Consider the following 16700-nt stretch of genomic DNA (forward strand, 5'->3'; position numbering starts at 1 on the left):
CTGTGCTAGCAGGGCGCGTCGGAGTCACAGCGTAGGCGCTTGTGAAGACGTGCACAAATCGCGATCTTGCCGCTGCGTGGCGCGACCCCACCAGCACCTCCATTCCACAAGATCGATTAAACGGCCTGGTCCGCTCGCCGCCCGGGCGATTATTGCTCAATCCCGACTTCTCTGACCAATCCCGCGCCGACCCTGCCCCGGGTCGTCCCGGCGGTGGTAGGGGCAGCACTACGGAGGAGAGGCGGGGTTTCGGGATGGGGACACCGAGCCCAGCTGCCTAGCCTTTGAGCATGACCGCCGTTGCCGCCACCAGCGACCGACCGACGCTGGCACCGAGCATCCCCCGCCAGCTCTTCGTCGACTCCGGGTACGTGCTGCTCGGCCTGCCCCTCGCGGTGGCCAGCTTCGTCGTCCTCATCGTCGGCCTCGCGGTCGGCATCGGCCTGGTGGTCACGGTGATCGGCCTGCCGATCCTCAGCGGCACCCTGTACGCAGCCCGTGGGCTGGCCGACGTCGAGCGGCTGCGGCTGCCCGCGGTGCTGCACCAACCCCGGATCCGGCCGCACTACCGGCTGCCCGAGGCGGGCGCGAACGCCTGGCGGCGGATCTTCGTACCGATGCGGGACGCCCAGTCCTGGCTCGACCTGGCGCACGGCATCCTGCGGCTGATCGCGGCGGTGGGCACCTTCGTGGTGACGGTGGCCTGGTGGGCCGCGGCGATCACCGGCTCGCTCTACTGGGCGTACGACTGGGCCCTGCCCCGGGCCGACGGCGAGGGTGACCAGGACCTGGCGCAGCTGCTCGGCCTGGGCGACTCGACCACCGCCCGGATCGGCCTGTACACCGCGCTCGGGGTGTTCTTCCTGATCACCCTGCCGATCGTGGTGCGGGGCTGCGCACTGCTCCAGGCCAGCTTCGCCAAGGCCATGCTGACCGGGGTGGCCGAGATGCGCGACCGGATCACCGTGCTGGAGGAGCAGAAGCGGGCCGCCGTGTCCGCCGAGGCCTCCGCGCTACGCCGGCTGGAACGTGACATCCACGACGGCCCCCAACAGCGCCTGGTCCGGCTGGCGATGGACCTCAGCCGGGCCCGGATGCAGCTCGCCTCGGATCCGGAGGCGGCCGGCCGCACCATCGACGAGGCGGTCACCCAGACCCGGGACACGCTGGCCGAGCTGCGGGCGCTGTCCCGGGGCATCGCGCCGCCGATCCTGGTCGACCGGGGCCTGCCCAGCGCCCTGGCCGCGCTCGCCGGCCGCGGGCTGATCCCGATCGAGCTCCAGGTGGACCCGCAGCTCGGCACCCCGGCCGGGCGGCTCGACCCGGCGGTGGAGAACACCGCGTACTTCGTGGTGTCCGAGGCGCTGACCAACGTCGCCAAGCACAGCCGGGCCACCGAGGCCACCGTGGCCGTGGCCCGGCAGGGCACCCACCTTCAGGTCTGGGTCGGCGACGACGGGCAGGGCGGCGCGCACCTGGCGAAGGGGCACGGGTTGGCCGGCATCGCCGACCGGGTCCGGGCCGCCGGTGGCGAACTGATGGTGGTCAGCCCGACCGGCGGCCCCACCGAGATCCGCGCCGAGCTTCCCCTGTGAGCGCGAGGAGTGAGCCGGGTTTGCGAGCCCCGCAGTCGCGAACGAAGAAGATGCTGTGAGCGGTCCGGCGCCGCTCCGAGCCCGGGTGACGGGCCGGACGTGGTAGACAACACAGCCATGCGCATCGTGATCGCCGACGACGCCGTCCTGCTCCGGGAGGGGCTGGTCCGGCTACTGACTGAGAGCGGGCACCAGGTGGTGGCGGCCGTCGGGGACGGTGACGCCCTGGTCGAGGCGGTGGTCGAGCACCGGCCCGACGTGTCGATCGTCGACGTCCGGATGCCGCCGTCGCACACCGACGAGGGGCTGCGGGCTGCGGTGGAGGCCCGCCGGCTGGTGCCGCGTACGCCGATCCTGGTGCTCTCCCAGTACGTCGAGGTCTCGTACGCCGATGATCTGCTCGCCACCACCGGCGGCGCCGGCGGCGGGATCGGCTACCTGCTCAAGGACCGGGTTGCCGCGATTGACGAGTTCCTGGACGCGCTGCGCCGGGTGGCGGGCGGCGGCACGGTGCTCGACCCGGAGGTGGTCGGTCAGCTCTTCGCCCGGCGTCGCCGGGACGACCCGCTGCGCGAGCTGACCCCCCGCGAGCGCGAGGTGCTCGCCCTGATGGCCGAGGGGCGTTCGAACACCGCCATCGCGCGAGCCCTGGTGGTCAGCGACGGCGCGGTGGAGAAGCACGTGCGCAACATCTTCACCAAGCTCACCCTGCCGCCGGACACCGAACAGCACCGGCGGGTGCTGGCCGTCCTCACCTACCTGCGGAACTGATCTCCCGGGCCAGGGCCACCGCGTCGGTGAGGGTGTCGGCCACCGGGTGACCGGAGGCGCGCAGCCGGGCCGGGTCGGTGAACCCGCCGGTGTAGAGCACGGCACGGCCGCCCACCGCGAGCGCCGCGTCCGCGTCGTCGATGGAGTCGCCGATCAGCACCACCGAGGCGCCGTCCACGCCCAGTTCGGCCAGGTGCAGCTGGAGCGGTTCGGCCTTGCGGCCGCCGCCGACCGTGGCCCGCAGCCCGTCGACCCGGGCGAAGTGGCCGGTCAGCCCGTAGGTGTGCACGGTCGGGACCAGCTCCTCGTGGAACCACATGGAGAGCAGACTCTGGCTGCCCGGCCAGGCGGCCATCGCGGCACGCGCGTCCGCGGCCAGCTCACAGGTGGTCAACCCAATGCGGTAGGCGTCGTGAAAGATCTTGTCCAGTCGACCGAACTCGTCGTCGTCGACGGCCTGCCCGAGCACCTCGGCGTAGTACTCGGCGATCGGCCTGCGGAACCGCACCCGATGCTCGTCCGGGGTGACCGTGGGCCCGCCCAGGCTGGCGAACACGACGTTGGTGGCGGACACCACCAGGCTCAGGTCGTTGAGCAGGGTGCCGTTCCAGTCCCAGACGAGGTGCGGGGGTGCAGGGGTCATCAGAGCACCATAGGCACTCCTCAGAGCTGCGGCGTGGTCAGGTCCCGCAGCAGCCGGTCCTCCTCGACCCGCCAGTAGCCGTGCTCCTTGCCGTCGAGCATCACCACCGGCAGCCGGTCCCCGTACTCCCGCTCCAACCCCTCGTCGCCGGTGACGTCCCACTCGACCCACTTGTCGCCGGTGACCGCCACCACCCGGTCGAGCGCCGCCTTGGCGTCGTCGCACAGGTGGCAGCCGGGTCGGGTGATCAGGGCGAGTCGGGCGTCACTGGCCATCGGTTACCTCCGTGCGGTCGGTCGGCGTCGCCGACCGGAGTTGGGCCTTGCGTACCTTGCCGATCGCCGAGTGCGGCAGGGCGTCGACGAACTCGACGGCGGTCGGGCACTTGAACCGGGCCAGGTTCCGTGCGCAGTGGGCGAGCAACTCCTCGCCGGTCACCGGTCTGCCCCGCACCGGCACCACGTACGCCCGCACAGTCTCGCCGGTCCGCGGGTGCGGCACACCCAGTACGGCCGACTCGACCACCCCGGGGTGCCCGGCGAGCACCAGCTCGACCTCGTGCGGATAGACGTTGAATCCGTTGACCAGGATCAACTCGCCGAGCCGGTCGACCAGGAAGAGGTCGCCGTCCTCGTCGGCGTACGCGATGTCACCGGTGCCCCACCAACCTTCGGCGTCCGGGCCGCCCCGACCGTCGGGCCAGTAGCCGGTGAAGAGGTTGGGGCCGGACACCACGATCTGCCCCGGGTCGGTGCCCGGCGCCACGTCGGAGATGTCCAGCTCATCCGGGTCGTCGTCGAGGACGGCCAGCCCGTCGCGCCACAGGTCCACCCCGTCGGCGCCGACCAGGCGTAGCCGCACCCCGGGCAGCGGTCGGCCGATCGAACCCGGCTTGGCCACGCCGCCGACCACGGTGGAGGTGAGCACCGGCGCGGTCTCGGTGAGGCCGTACCCGATGTGCACCTGATGCCCGGTGGCCTCGGTGAAGCGCGCCGCGACCGCGGGTTCGAGCGGCGCCGCGCCGCAGACCGCCACCCGCACCGACGCGGTCGCCGCCCGGGCGGTGGCCGCGCCGGCCCAGGTCAGGAACATCGACGGTACGCCGACCAGCACGCTGACCCGGTGCCGCGCGATCTCGTCCAGCCCTGCCGTCGGGCCCGGCTCGTCGAGCAGCACGCCGGTCGCGCCGTGGTGCACGACCGCGCCGAGCCCCGAGTTGAGCCCGTACGCGTGGAACAGCGGCAACGCGAGCAGGACGGTGTCCGTCGGCCCGACCACCGGCGGCTCGATCTCCGCCACCTGTTCGTGGTTGGCGAGCAGGGCCTGGTGCGAGAGCATCGCTCCCTTGGGTCGGCCCTCGGTGCCGGAGGTGTAGAGCAGTACAGCCAGGTCGGCGCCGCCTCGTGGAGGGCGGGGTGCCGGTCCGGGTGCCTGGGCGGTCGGTGGCGTGCCGTACACCGAGGCGAGCGCGGGCAGTTCGGCGGCCACGCCGGTGACCAGGTCCCGGACCCGGTCGGTGGCGATGAGCACCGACGCGCCGGAGTCGGCCAGCACGTGCCGTAGCTCCGGGGCGGTGAAGCCGGGGTTGACCGGCACGGCGACCAGCCCGGCGCGGAGGGCGCCGAGCCAGGTGATCACGAAGTCCGGCGTGTTGGGCAGTGCGATGGCGACGCGTGGCGGCGTGCCGCCGGGGTCGGTGGGTGGCGCGGCGGCGGACAGGCCGCGGGCGGCGGCGTCCACCGCGGCGTCCAGTTCGGACCAGCTCAGGGTGTGCTCACGCCAGTGCAGCGCGGGCCGGTCGGCGCGGTCGAGAGCCGCCCGGCGGACCCGGTCGGCGAGGTTCGGCGCGGGGTTTTCCGGGACGTCCTGCACGGTGATCGAGTCTGGCACAGCGGACGGCGACGGGCCACGCCCGACGGTCGCGGCCACGCTCAGAGGACGACAGCGCATCAGTCCCATGTACGGGACTGTCCGGTGTGCCATCGGCGATCCGATCGGGTCCTGTCGATGGGACGTGCGACGCTGACCACGGGTGGTTCGGCCACCCCCGTCCGACCGGCTGGCACGCCAGGTCAGCCGAACGGGCGGGATGCCTCCCACCTGGGCATCCATCCTGGAACACCGCGTCGACGGAAAGTCAATCGCACACGACGGACAACCGGTCCGCCACCGGTGCGGCGGAGCGGGAAATACTTCCGCCTTGTGTAACGGACTTGCCACGCGCGGGTGACGTTGGCCCTATCATCACTCGGGTCGGGTCACCCCATTTGCCGTGAGTCGACACCCCTCAGCCCGAGGAGGCCCCCGTGCCTGTGAGCGCATTGGACCAGCACCTCCAGGGGAATTGCCGCCCGTCGGCAACTCCCGTGACCGTCCTGCCCGACCGGTCACCCGGTCGGTCCGCCCCGACGAGACCCAGACCGGCCCGCCCGGCGACCGACGGGACGGGGGCAACGCGGTGACCACCTTCGGTTACGCGGAACGCCCGGTCGGCCTGACCGGCCAACCGGCCCGCTCCCACGTCAACGAACGGCCAGCAGCCCGTGCCCCACTGGACGAGCAGCACGGCGGCGCCGTACGGGGTGACAGCCCGGCGCAACGGACCCGCAGCCGGCCGCACCACAACGAGCCACCGCCGCGGCCCGCGGTGCCCGGTGGAAACGCGAAACCGGCCGGCGGCCGGGTCGCCGTACCGGCCCGACCCACCATGCCCGTGCAGGGTCGTCGGGTAACCGACACACCGGCGGTCACCACCGAGCCGGCGGCGGGTGAGACAGCGGTGATCCCGGCGGTGCCGGCCACCACCGCCACCACCCCGACCGGTTTCCCGAGCCGCCCGGACCCGTCCGACCCGGCAACCGAGGTCTGGACGCTGATCGAGCGGGCCCAGGCTGGTGAGTCCGAGGCGTTCGGTCTGATCTACGACCGGTACGTGGACACCGTCTTCCGGTTCGTCTACTTCCGGGTCGGCAACCGACAACTCGCCGAGGACCTCACCTCGGACACCTTCCTGCGCGCGCTCAAGCGGATCGGCAGCTTCACCTGGCAGGGCCGCGACCTCGGCGCCTGGTTGGTGACGATCGCCCGCAACCTGGTCGCGGACCACTTCAAGTCGGGTCGGTACCGGCTGGAGGTCACCACCGGCGACGTGCTCGACGCCGACCGGGAGGACCGGGGCCCGGAGGGCAGCCCGGAGGCCGCGGTGGTGGAGCACATCACCAACGTCGCGCTCCTCACCGCCGTGAAGCAGCTCAACCCGGAGCAGCAGGAGTGCATCGTGCTCCGCTTCCTCCAGGGCTTCTCGGTCGCCGAGACGGCCCGCGCGATGGGCAAGAACGAGGGAGCCATCAAGGCCCTCCAGTACCGCGCCGTCCGCGCCCTGGCCCGGCTCCTGCCCGACGGCTTCCAGCCGTAGTTTGTTACGGCGGGACCGACGGACGTCGATCAGCGTCCGCGCAGCTCAGAGTCGGTCCCGCCTGGTGATGACGATCACTTTCTGTAATTTCCGCTCCGCCAGGCCCGTAACCCGTGCCCGGTCCGCCGCGTTTCTCCGGGTGCGACCGGTGGATGTCCCGGCAGGCCCGGGTCACCGAGGTCCGACCGGCACGCCGGCGGTACCTCACCTCCGTGGTGTCACACTGCCGCCCGGTCGCTGGCAACGACGGCGGCCGACCGGCCGTGACCAGCGAGAGGAGGTGCCTGCGGTGGACAACACCCTCTTCTCCCGCCGGCGCGCGGAGCGCTTCGCGCAGCTTCTCGACGAGGCCAACGGCGCTCGGCGACACCACGTGCGATCCCGAGTGGACGGTCAACTCGCGCCGCTCGTCGCAGTGGGTCAGCGGCTCAGCGTCGACCCCCCGGCTGTCGAGGTGGACCAGGACTTCCGCACCGGCCTGCGGGCAATGCTGCTCGCGACCGCCGAGCGGGAAGGGCTGGGCACCACACCAGCGGCGGCCAGCGAACCGGCCGCCACGACCACCCGCGGGCGGCTACTGCCGGCGGTCACCGCCCGGCGGGCCCGAGCCCGGGGCGCGATCCTGGTCGGCATCGCCGCCGGGGCCATCGCCGTCTCCGGGATCTCCGCCGCAAGCGAGAACGCGGTGCCCGGCGATGCGCTGTACGGCATGAAGCGCTCGACCGAGCGGGCGCAGCTCGCCCTGGCCAGCTCGGACATCAGCCGAGGCCAACTCTTCCTGGACTTCGCCCGGACCAGAGTTGGCGAAGCCGCCAAGCTGCGCGGTGACCGGATCGGCTACAGCGCCGTCCTCGACGACATGGACGCCGACAGCCGGCAGGGAGTTCGCCTGCTGACCTCGGCCGCGGTGCAGCGGGCCGAGCCGGGCAGCCTGGACACCCTCAACACCTTCGTGACGAGCCAGCGCCGGGCGGTACGCGGTCTGCTCGACGGGAGCAGCCGCGTCGACCGGGAACGGACCCAGCAGTCGCTGCTGCTGCTGGACAGCATCCGGGAACGCTCGGACGACCTGCGCGCGGCAATCGCCTGCGGCCTGCCGGCCCCGACCGCCAGCGACGCCCTCGGCCCGGCCCCGAGCGCCTGCCCCGGGGCTCGCTGACCCGCCGCTCTATACCGCACGGCCGACCGGCCGCGCCACAGTTCGCTGTGTGCCCGGCCGGTCGCCCGTCTGCGGCGGATACCCTCGCGGGGAAGCATCCGTCGTACCGGTGAGGAAGGGAATCGCGTGGCGCGTAGCCGTAAGGTGACGGTCAGCACCGACGCCGAGGGGCACACCGCGGGCTGGGCGGAGACCGACCTGGCTCCGGTCAGCGCACCCGACCCGACCGCCGCGGCGTTCTTCGACGTGGACAACACGATGATGCAGGGCGCGTCGATCTACTGGTTCGCCCGAGGGCTCGCCTCCCGGAACTACGTGACCACCGCCGACCTGGCCCGATTCGCCTGGCAACAGCTGCGTTTCCGGCTGCTGGCCCGGGAGCACGCCGGTGACATGTCCCTGGCCAAGGAGGCGGCGCTGGCCTTCGTCCAGGGCTGGCGGGTCAACGAGGTCGAGCACCTCGCCGAGGAGATTTTCGACGAGATGATGGCCCCCCGGATCTGGGCCGGCACCCACCAGCTCGCCCAGGGTCACCTGGACGCCGGTCAACGGGTCTGGCTGGTCAGCGCCGCCCCCGTCGAGATCGGCCGGGTGATCGCCGCCCGGCTCGGCCTGACCGGTGCCATCGGCACGGTGGCCGAGGTGCGCGACGGGGCGTACACCGGGCGGTTGATGGGTGACCTGATGCACGGGCCGGCCAAGGCCGAGGCGGTCACCCAGCTCGCCGCCGTGGAAGGGCTCGACCTGACCCGCTGCGCGGCCTACAGTGACTCGGCGAACGACCTGCCGCTGCTCTGCTCGGTGGGCCGGGCGGTGGCCGTCAACCCGGACGGCGCCCTGCTGCGGCAGGCCCGCCAGCACGGCTGGGAGGTGCGGGACTTCCGCACCGGCCGTCGAGCGGTCAAGATCGCCGTACCGTCGACCGCGGCGGCCGGGCTGGTCGCCGGTGCGGTCACCGCCGGCCTGGCCCTGCAACGCCGCCGCCGCGCCGGCTGAGCCGCCATTTCGGGGCGGGTGTCAGGGCCTCGGCGCGACCGAGGCTCGCCGCACGCGCTACGGGCCGAACGGGTCGGGGCGTCGCTCCAGCAGCGTGTGCAGGGTCTGCTGGATGGTCTCCCGCACCTGGTCGGCGAGGTTGAAGACCACCAGCGGGTCGTCCGCCGAGTCGGTCAGGTGGGCGGTGGGGATCGGCGGGCAGAACTCGATCAGCCACTTGCTGGGCAGCGGCACCATGCCCAGCGGCCCGAGCAGCGGAAACGTCGGCGTGACCGGGAAGTAGGGCAGCTTGAGCAGCCGCGCCAGGGGCTTGATGTCGGCGAGCATCGGGTAGATCTCCTCGCCGCCGACGATGGCGACGGGCACGATCGGGGTGCCGGTGCGCAGCGCCGCCGAGACGAACCCGCCCCGCCCGAAGCGTTGCAGCTTGTACCGGTCGGCGTAGAGCTTGCCGATGCCCTTGAAGCCCTCGGGGAACACCCCGACCAGATCGCCGCCGCCGAGCAGCCGCTCGGCGTCCGGGTTGCAGGCCACCGTGCCGCCGGTCTTGCGGGCGAGCTCGGAGACAACCGGCATCCGGAAGACCAGGTCGGCGCCGAGCAGCCGCAGGTAGCGGTGGGCGGGATGCTTGTCATGCAGCGCCGCCGAGAGGATCAGGGCGTCCAGTGCCACCGTCCCGGAGTGGTTGCCGACCACCAGGGCGGGGCCGTCCACGGGGACGTGCTCCACCCCGCTGACCTCGGTGCGGAACCAGTCCCGGTAGAGCAGCCGCAGCAGCGGGTGGAAGACCGCGTCGGTCAACTCCGAGTCGAAGCCGAACTCGTCGACCTCGTAGTCACCGGAGAGTCGTCGGCGCAGGAACGCCAACCCGTTCGCGACCTTGCGGTCCCAGTGGTCGCCGGGCCGGTCCGGCACCGCCGGCTCGGTGCCACCGGGCAACGCGGCGTCGACCTCGTCAGCCGGGGCCGGGGCGGGGGTTGCGGTCGGGGTCGGCGCGGCCTGTGTGGCCGGTCGATGTCCGTTGCGCCGCGCCGGCTCCGCGTCCGGCGCGGGCACCTGCTGGGGTACGTCGAAACGCCCGACCGACTGCGGGTCGCGCCCCTCCTCCGGCCCGCTCGTCGGCCCGCTCACGACGACCGCTCCCGCACCGCTGAGCGGACCTGCCGGATGCCGTCCAGGACGAGTTGCTCGGCGGCGGCCAGCTGATCCCGGGTGACCACCACCCCACCGTGATGGGCGCGGATGAAGTCCTCGAACGCCGCCGCGGTCGACCGGGGCGTGAAGCCGTACTCCTGCTCGAGCCTGCTGGTGTCGACCACCCGGCCGTGCACGAAGAGGTCGACCTGGTCCAGGCCGTAGCGCCCGAACCCCATGGTGCGGGCCAGCGCGGCGGCCCCGGAGAGACCCGGCTCCAGCACCGGCACAGCCACCCGGCCGGCGCGCCGGATCGCCTGGGACAGCGACAGCACCCCCGGGCCGGCGACGTTGTACGTGCCGGGATGGTCCTCCACGATCGACCGGTGCAGCACCTCCAACGCGTCGTCGAAGTGCAGGAACTGCAGACGGGGGTCACGGCCGAAGACGGTCGGCACGAACGGCTGCGAGAAGTAGCGGGTCAACGTGGTGTCGGCGGTCGAGCCGATGAACGGGGCGAAGCGCAGCACCGTGGCGGTCACGTCGGACCGGCGGCGCCGGAAACCACGGACGTACCCCTCGAGGTCGAGGATGTCGCGGCCGAAACCGCCGCGCGGCACCTCGCGGGGCTCGGTCTCCTCGGTGAAGACCGCCGGATCCCGGAACGACACCCCGTACGCGGCGGTCGACGAACGGACCACCAGCTTGCGCAGCCGGGGTGCCCGCTGGCAGGCGGCGAACAGCTGCATGCTGCCGATGACGTTCTGGTCCTTCATCGCGGACCGGCCGCCGTGCTGCGGGTCGGGTGAGGTGACCAGCGCGAGGTGCACCACCGCGTCGACGTCCAGGTCGGCGAGGAGGCCACCGAGCGAACCGCTGTCGACGCGGATCCGTTCGACCCGGTCCAGCAGATCGGTGAACTCGGTGCCGGAGTCCGGTGCGTCGACCCCGATGACCCGCTCGATGCGCGGGTCGGCGGCCAGTCGGGCCGCCACGTGGGCACCCAGGTAACGGCCCACCCCGGTGACGACGACGACCCCCGGAGCACCTGAGGTGCCACCGGGGGTCATCTGACGCACCTACCCCGGCAGGATGGACCGAGCCGGGACGACGACCACGGCCTGATCACCTGAGCCTCCGGAGGTCGACAGTTTGGCAAGTGACGCCGAACGCCGGGCGGTCGGATGGGCCGGGGGCGCTCCGGCGCAGCATGCGCCGCCGGCCTGTCCGTCGAGCCCGGCGGCGATCACTTGCCGAGACGGCGACGCTGGACGCGGGTCTTGCGCAGCAGCTTGCGGTGCTTCTTCTTAGCCATGCGCTTACGGCGCTTCTTGACCACCGAGCCCATACGACAGCCTTTCGATACAACGTGCGGGGCGGACCGGATGACACCACGCAGGTGGCGACGGCGACCGCTTGCGGACAACGGACCGGACCAGTCTGGGCGGCGGGGCGCACCGGTGGGGTCTCGGTCGGGCTCCAGGGTAGCCGCAGGGCGTCAGCCGGACCAACGCGCCCCCGTCGCGGCTGCCTCTGGTTCGCGACCGCGGGGCTCGCCAGCCCACTCCTTACGCTCACCGATGCCGGTCAGCCGGCGATCGGAGGGCGGTGTGGTGGCTCAGGCGGTCTCCTGAAAAGCGCCCCGGAGATATTCGTGCACCGCATGCTCGGGCACCCGGAATGACCGGCCGACCCGGACGGCGGTGAGCTCACCGCTGTGCACCAGGCGATAGACCGTCATCTTTGACACCCGCATGACCGTCGCCACCTCCGCGACGGTCAGGAACTTGACCTCCGACAGCCGTCCGTCGGACTGTGACCCGGCCATGGCTCACCGACCCATCCCATGCCCGGCGCGTGCCAACCCGACGGATGCTCCGGGCCGGGCCGACGACGCGCGTGTTACCAGTACGGTAGCGGGGCGGTTGTGACCGGCGCGATCCCTTCCTGCAACTGATCATGCTTCGGTGGCCGGATCACCCGATCCGTGCTCCCGGTATCCGCCCCTCCGCGTCCGTCGTCCGGTTGTCGGCGCTGCTCATTCGGTGCGCAGCGCGACCACCGGGTCGAGACGGCCGGCGCGCTGCGCGGGAACCACCCCGAAGACGATGCCCACCACCGCCGACACGCCGAAGGCGAGCGCCAACGACCACCAGGTGATCGCGGCCGGAATGGGCGACAGCGCGTCGACCAGCAGGGCGGTTCCCACGCCCAGCGCCATGCCGGTGAGCCCGCCGATCGTGGTGAGCAGCACCGCTTCCAGCAGGAACTGCACGCCGATGTCGCGGGGGCGCGCCCCGACGGCCTTGCGGAGCCCGATCTCCCGGGTCCGCTCCCGGACGCTGACCAGCATGATGTTGGAGACGCCGACGCCGCCGACGAGCAGCGAGATGCCGGCGATGGCGGCCAGTACGCCGGTGAGCACGCCGAGGATGTCGCCGAGCACGCCGAGGATCTGCTGCTGGGTGACCGCGCTGAACTCGGTGTCCGGGTGACGGCGGTTCAGCTCGGCGACGATCCGCTCGCCCAGCTCGTCGATCCGCTCCCGGTCCGGCGCCTTCACCGCGATGCCGTCGACCCGCTGGGTCCCCCAGAGCCGCTGCGCGGCGGTCACCGGGACGTGCACCTCGTCGTCCCGGTCGACGCCGAGGCTCTGCCCGAGGGGCGCGAAGACCCCGATCACCCGGAACCGCACCCCGGCCAGCGCCACCTGCTGGCCGAGCGGGTCCCGGTCGGGGAAGAGCGCACGGGCGACCGAGTCGCCGAGCACCGCCACCCGTCGGCTGGTGTCCACGTCGGTGCCGGTGAGATAGCGTCCCCGCGCCAGCGACCGGGTGAAGACCGCCGGGGTCGTCTCCAGGACGCCCTGCACGGTGGTGAAGTCGGAACGGGCGCCGGCCCGCGCGGTCGCCCCGGACGCGACGGTGACCGCCACCCGCTCGGGGTCGCCGACCACCCGGGTGACGGCGTCCACGTCCTTGAGGGTCAGCGGCGAGACGACCGGCGCGTTGCCCACCTCGATCCGGCCGGGCACGACCAGCAACAGGTTGGAGCCGAGGCCCTCGACCTGTTGCTCGACCTTCTGTTTGGTGCCGGTACCGATGGCCACCAGCAGGACCACCGAGGCCACCCCGATGATCACCCCGAGCATGGTCAGCGCGCTGCGCAACCGGTTGGCCCGTAGGGCGTCCAGCGCCACCCGCCACGCTTCGGCGACCCTCACGCCGTACCTCCGGGCCGCTCCTCCGTGGGCCCGCCCGCCGCGCGGCCGCGCGGACCGGCGTCGCCCGGGTCGGCCTCGCGGGGATCGGCCTCGGGCCGCTCGCCCTCGCGCGGAAGGCGTCCGGTGGCTCCGGCGGCGCCACCGGAGCCACCGGACGGGTGCCCCGGGCCGCTTCCGGACGCGGACCGGGGCTCCGCGCTGGGAGCGGAGACCAGTGTCGCAGGTCGACCGTGATCAACGGATGGCGGTCGATCATGGGTGGAGTGCGGGTCGTCGGTGTCCGCGCTCGGCGGGTGTGCGCTCGCTGCGCTGTCCGCCACGACCACCCCGTCGCGCATGGTGATCCGACGCTGGGCGCGGGCCGCCACCTCCTGGTCGTGGGTGACCATCACCAGCGCCACCCCGGACTCCGCGTTCAGCTGTTCCAACAGCTCCAGCACGGCGGCGCCGGTGACGCTGTCCAGATTTCCGGTGGGTTCGTCAGCCAACAGCACCGTCGGCTCGGTGACCAGCGCGCGGGCGATCGCCACCCGCTGCTGCTCACCGCCGGACATCTGGTTGGGTCGGTGGTCGAGCCGGTGCCCGAGGCCGACGCGGCCCAGCATCGCCGCCGCCCGCTCCCGCCGCTGCCGGGCCGACACCCCCCGGTAGACCAGGGGCAGCGCCACGTTCTCCACCGCCGAGGTACGCGGCAGCAGATGAAATGCCTGAAAGACGAAGCCGATCGTCTCGTTGCGCAGGGTCGCCATCTCCGGCGGGGCCAGGGCGTTGACGTCGCGCCCGCCGATCACCAGGCGGCCACCGGTGGGCCGGTCCAGCCCACCGAGGAGGTGCATGAGGGTGGACTTGCCCGAGCCGGACGGCCCGACCAGAGCCACGTAGTCCCCCGGCTGCACGGTGAGCGACACCCCGCGCAGCGCCTCCACCGACACCCCGTCGAGCTGGTACGTCCGGGACACGTCCACCGCCTCGATGGCCGGGACGCGCTCCCCTGCCGGCCGGTCGCCGCGCGGATCCGCGGCGGCGGGTTCGGTCACCGGACTTCCTGGCCGTCGCGGACCTGGTCGGCCCCGCGCACCACGATCCGGTCGCCGGGCTGCACGCCGTTGAGGATCTGCACCAGGTCGGACCCCTGGACGCCCACGGTCACCGACGCCCGGTCCGCCTTACCGTCACGGACCACCCAGACCGCGTCCCGGCCGTCGGCGGAGAACACCGCCGAAGCGGGGACGGTCACCGCGTCGACGGCCTCGCGTACCCGCAGGTGCACGATCGCGTTCATGCCGGGGCGGGGCGTCGGTGCCGGCTCGTCCTCGGCCAGCTTCCCGGCGCCCAGCGCCAGGCGTACCCGATAGGTGACCCCGCCCTGCGCGGAGTTGGTGGGCAGCACGTCGACCGACCGGACGGTGGCGTCGTAGCTGGCGCCGGTGACGGCGTCCAACTCGACCGTGGCGGTCACGCCGGCCTTGACCAGCAGCACGTCGGTCTCGTCCACCTCGGCGAGCAGACCCAACTGCCCGGTGTCCACCACGGTCAGCACCGGCGTGCCGGCGGTGACCTGACCACCGACCGCGACCGCGTCGTCCACGCCGGCCGGCGGCCCACCCTGGCTGGGGGCCAGCACGGACGGGTCGAGGCCGGCCGCCTGCGCGCCACCGGCCTGCTCCAACAACCCGGCCAGAGCAGCGTTCGCGCCACCACCGGCCCGGGTGCCGCCCGGCTGCACCACCCCGGCGATCGGGGCGCGCAGGGTCAGCGCGTCGACGGTCGCCTTCGCCAGGTCGTACGCCTGCTGGGCCTGGAGCCGCTGTGCCGCGGAGAGCGCGCCGACGGCAGAGCTCAACCCGTTGATCCCCCGCTGCACCGCGCGGACGGCCTGGTCGGCGCTGCGCGCGGCGGCCGCGTACTGGCGTTGCGCGGACGTCACCTGGGTCAGCAGCGCGTCGCGCAGTTGCGGGTCGGCGATCTTCTCGGCGGCCTTGCGGGCCGCGTCGAACGCCTCGTCGGCGGCCTTGTCGGTGCCGCGTCGGCTGCTGGTCAGGCTGCCCGTTCCCACGCCTCGACCGGCGCGCTTCGCGGCGGTCAGCGCCTCCTTCGCCTGGCGGAGCCGCTGTTGCGCGCTCGGCGAGTCGACCACGGCCAGCACCTGACCGCGCCGGACCCGCTGTCCAGGCTGGACGCGCAGGCTGGACAGGGTGCCGTCGGCGGGGGCGGTGAGGGTGGCGGCGGCGCGAGCGGTCACCGTGGCCGGGGCGTCGATCACCTCGGTGACCGGGTTGCGGGCGGCCGACGCCAGCGCGAGGTCGGGGCCTTCGTCGCCGCAGGAGGCGGCGGTGGTGGCGGTGAGGACGACGACGGCGGTCAGGGCGATGAGCAGGCGGGGCCGCGTGGTGCTGGCGGGCCGTGACGATTGAGGACGGCGCACCCATCGATCGTACGGCGCACCGTCGCACCGCCTCCGAGCTGCGTCAGCCGGCGGCGGCGCGGACGTACGCCACGCACTCGTCGTGCAGCGTCGACCACTGCTCACCGAACGCCTTCTCGGAGGCCGCGTCGATGGTCCGGCCGTCGTGCACCACTGCCCTGAAGAAGGTGAGCAGCCGCAGCGGCCCGTACCTGTCGACGAGGTGCCGAACGGCCAGGTAGCCGATGCCGTAGCTGCCAGCGACCCGTTCGGCGGAGGCGTCGTCGGCGGGGTTGACGCCCTCCAACTTGCCGTCCCAGCCGCCCCGGACCATCTTGCGCACGTCGGCGATTCCCTCGTACCGGTCGACCGCCTGGCCGCCGGCACCGGCGAACTCGGCCAGGCCCTCCACCAACCACCAGGTGAGCTTGCCCGGGTAGCCGCGCTCCGGCAACGACGCCGCGTGGGTCAGCTCGTGCCGGAGCAGGTCGTCGGTGCCACTGTTGGAGAGCCCTTCGGCGTTGAGCACCACCTCGTGGTGGCCTCCGCCCACGGTCACCGCGTAACCGCCGGTCCATTCTGGGCGCTCCCCGCCGTACCAGCGCTGCCACTCGGTGCGCCCGGCGTAGAAGATCCGGTACCGGTCCGGCGGTGATCCGGTCACCGCGTACCCGTCGGCGACCTTGGCCGCCGCCTCGGCCTGTGCGAGCAGGCCGGGCAGTTTGCCGCGCAACGCCGGGGTGGTGGCGACGATGGTCCGCGCGCCGATGGCGACCGCCAGGTCGCTGATCTCCCACGGTCGGGTGCCGGTCTCCACCGACCTGGATTCCTCCATGGCGACCATCCGGGGCTGGTCACCGTTCTCCCGCCACCGGGTGCCGATCAGCACCGGGCTGGGCCGGCACTTCGGCGTCACGAAGCAGTACTGGAAGCGCACCAGTAGCCGCCACTCGCCGGGCTTGCCGATGATCGGCACGGGCAGGCCACTCGGCTCGGCCCGCCAGCCGGTCACCTTGAGCTCGCGGAGTGCGGCGAAGCGTCGGCGCAGGTCGTTGTGGGCGGCGGGATCGGCGACGGCGAGGAACCCGGCGCGGTCGCCGCCGAGGAGTGCCGCGGACTGCCGGTGGAGCTGGGCGGTGATCCGGTCGGACAACCCGCGCGCCACGGCGGTGGCCGGGTCGTCGGCCGCCGAGGCGCCGACCCGGCTGACCGTGGGGCGGGGGCCTGTCTCCCGGATCACTCCGACGACGAGCGCCGCCGGCAGGCCGCAGCCCAGCAGCAGGACGACCACCACGAGCACCGTCCACAGCGGCCAGAGCCGCCGCGGTGCTGGCTGCTGCACCTCGTCAGTCACCCGCCG

The 16700-nt window shown here is 72.9% G+C and carries 16 protein-coding genes; 5 read left to right on the forward strand and 11 right to left on the reverse strand.

Annotated features, from left to right (window positions below; genetic code table 11):
* Positions 1-290: 290 nt before the first annotated feature.
* Positions 291-1595: a sensor histidine kinase gene (locus AC5L30_RS12240; protein ID WP_494867248.1), complete on the forward strand. Its 1305-nt coding sequence runs from the start codon at positions 291-293 to the stop codon at positions 1593-1595.
* 117 nt (positions 1596-1712) lie between these two features.
* Entirely contained in the window at positions 1713-2366 is a 654-nt protein-coding gene (locus AC5L30_RS12245; RefSeq protein ID WP_030329744.1) for a response regulator transcription factor, read from the forward strand.
* On the opposite strand, the gene AC5L30_RS12250 is transcribed toward AC5L30_RS12245, so the two are convergent.
* Genes AC5L30_RS12250 through AC5L30_RS12260 form a run of 3 tightly spaced genes read right to left on the reverse strand, consistent with a single transcriptional unit; the run spans position 2347 to position 4959 of the window.
* Positions 2347-3009 (reverse strand): HAD family hydrolase, encoded by a 663-nt coding sequence (locus AC5L30_RS12250; protein ID WP_494867250.1) that lies wholly within the window; start codon positions 3007-3009, stop codon positions 2347-2349. The two genes, AC5L30_RS12245 and AC5L30_RS12250, sit on opposite strands and share 20 nt — an antisense overlap.
* 20 nt (positions 3010-3029) lie before the next feature.
* A complete protein-coding gene (locus tag AC5L30_RS12255; RefSeq protein ID WP_030490173.1) occupies positions 3030-3284 on the reverse strand; it encodes a glutaredoxin family protein in 255 nt (84 codons plus the stop codon).
* Positions 3274-4959 (reverse strand): AMP-binding protein, encoded by a 1686-nt coding sequence (locus AC5L30_RS12260; protein ID WP_494867252.1) that lies wholly within the window; start codon positions 4957-4959, stop codon positions 3274-3276. Before AC5L30_RS12260 ends, AC5L30_RS12255 begins: the two co-directional genes overlap by 11 nt.
* 508 nt (positions 4960-5467) lie before the next feature.
* Here AC5L30_RS12260 and AC5L30_RS12265 point away from each other — a divergent pair.
* The 3 genes from AC5L30_RS12265 (at position 5468) to AC5L30_RS12275 (ending at position 8579) form a co-directional block, all read left to right on the forward strand.
* Positions 5468-6424 carry an ECF subfamily RNA polymerase sigma factor, BldN family gene (locus AC5L30_RS12265; protein ID WP_494867253.1) on the forward strand — a complete coding sequence of 319 codons (957 nt, stop codon included), beginning with the start codon at positions 5468-5470 and terminating at the stop codon, positions 6422-6424.
* Between the two features lie 280 nt (positions 6425-6704).
* On the forward strand, positions 6705-7583 hold the full coding sequence (locus AC5L30_RS12270) for a DUF5667 domain-containing protein (protein ID WP_494867255.1): 879 nt from the start codon (positions 6705-6707) through the stop codon (positions 7581-7583).
* 126 nt (positions 7584-7709) lie between these two features.
* Positions 7710-8579, forward strand: coding sequence for an HAD family hydrolase (locus AC5L30_RS12275; protein WP_494867256.1), 870 nt, complete (start codon positions 7710-7712; stop codon positions 8577-8579).
* 57 nt (positions 8580-8636) lie between these two features.
* Here AC5L30_RS12275 and AC5L30_RS12280 read toward each other — a convergent pair whose 3' ends face one another.
* The 8 genes from AC5L30_RS12280 to AC5L30_RS12315 form a co-directional block, all read right to left on the reverse strand.
* Positions 8637-9518, reverse strand: a complete 882-nt coding sequence (locus AC5L30_RS12280) for a lysophospholipid acyltransferase family protein (RefSeq protein WP_494867660.1) — start codon at positions 9516-9518, stop codon at positions 8637-8639.
* A gap of 188 nt (positions 9519-9706) precedes the next feature.
* Positions 9707-10783, reverse strand: a complete 1077-nt coding sequence (locus AC5L30_RS12285) for an NAD-dependent epimerase/dehydratase family protein (protein WP_494867258.1) — start codon at positions 10781-10783, stop codon at positions 9707-9709.
* A gap of 176 nt (positions 10784-10959) precedes the next feature.
* A complete protein-coding gene (locus AC5L30_RS12290) occupies positions 10960-11061 on the reverse strand; it encodes a 30S ribosomal protein bS22 (RefSeq protein ID WP_007465623.1) in 102 nt (33 codons plus the stop codon).
* Positions 11062-11331: 270 nt separating this feature from the next.
* Positions 11332-11541 (reverse strand): helix-turn-helix domain-containing protein, encoded by a 210-nt coding sequence (locus tag AC5L30_RS12295; RefSeq protein WP_007465625.1) that lies wholly within the window; start codon positions 11539-11541, stop codon positions 11332-11334.
* 210 nt (positions 11542-11751) lie between these two features.
* Positions 11752-12936, reverse strand: coding sequence for an ABC transporter permease (locus tag AC5L30_RS12300; protein WP_494867260.1), 1185 nt, complete (start codon positions 12934-12936; stop codon positions 11752-11754).
* Positions 12933-13973 carry an ABC transporter ATP-binding protein gene (locus tag AC5L30_RS12305; protein ID WP_494867261.1) on the reverse strand — a complete coding sequence of 347 codons (1041 nt, stop codon included), beginning with the start codon at positions 13971-13973 and terminating at the stop codon, positions 12933-12935. Before AC5L30_RS12305 ends, AC5L30_RS12300 begins: the two co-directional genes overlap by 4 nt.
* Positions 13970-15361: an efflux RND transporter periplasmic adaptor subunit gene (locus AC5L30_RS12310; RefSeq protein WP_494867262.1), complete on the reverse strand. Its 1392-nt coding sequence runs from the start codon at positions 15359-15361 to the stop codon at positions 13970-13972. Before AC5L30_RS12310 ends, AC5L30_RS12305 begins: the two co-directional genes overlap by 4 nt.
* A gap of 43 nt (positions 15362-15404) precedes the next feature.
* Entirely contained in the window at positions 15405-16694 is a 1290-nt protein-coding gene (locus tag AC5L30_RS12315; protein ID WP_494867264.1) for a hypothetical protein, read from the reverse strand.
* Positions 16695-16700: the final 6 nt, after the last annotated feature.

The sequence above is a fragment of the Micromonospora sp. BQ32 genome (assembly GCF_059358895.1).

Bases quoted from the DNA above. Each gene is read 5' to 3' on its own strand.
- AC5L30_RS12285 (WP_494867258.1), bottom strand. From the start codon at position 10,783: ATGACCCCCGGTGGCACCTCAGGTGCTCCGGGGGTCGTCGTCGTCACC.
- AC5L30_RS12245 (WP_030329744.1), top strand. From the start codon at position 1,713: ATGCGCATCGTGATCGCCGACGACGCCGTCCTGCTCCGGGAGGGGCTG.
- AC5L30_RS12260 (WP_494867252.1), bottom strand. From the start codon at position 4,959: ATGCGCTGTCGTCCTCTGAGCGTGGCCGCGACCGTCGGGCGTGGCCCG.
- AC5L30_RS12290 (WP_007465623.1), bottom strand. From the start codon at position 11,061: ATGGGCTCGGTGGTCAAGAAGCGCCGTAAGCGCATGGCTAAGAAGAAG.
- AC5L30_RS12240 (WP_494867248.1), top strand. From the start codon at position 291: ATGACCGCCGTTGCCGCCACCAGCGACCGACCGACGCTGGCACCGAGC.
- AC5L30_RS12250 (WP_494867250.1), bottom strand. From the start codon at position 3,009: ATGACCCCTGCACCCCCGCACCTCGTCTGGGACTGGAACGGCACCCTG.
- AC5L30_RS12255 (WP_030490173.1), bottom strand. From the start codon at position 3,284: ATGGCCAGTGACGCCCGACTCGCCCTGATCACCCGACCCGGCTGCCAC.
- AC5L30_RS12295 (WP_007465625.1), bottom strand. From the start codon at position 11,541: ATGGCCGGGTCACAGTCCGACGGACGGCTGTCGGAGGTCAAGTTCCTG.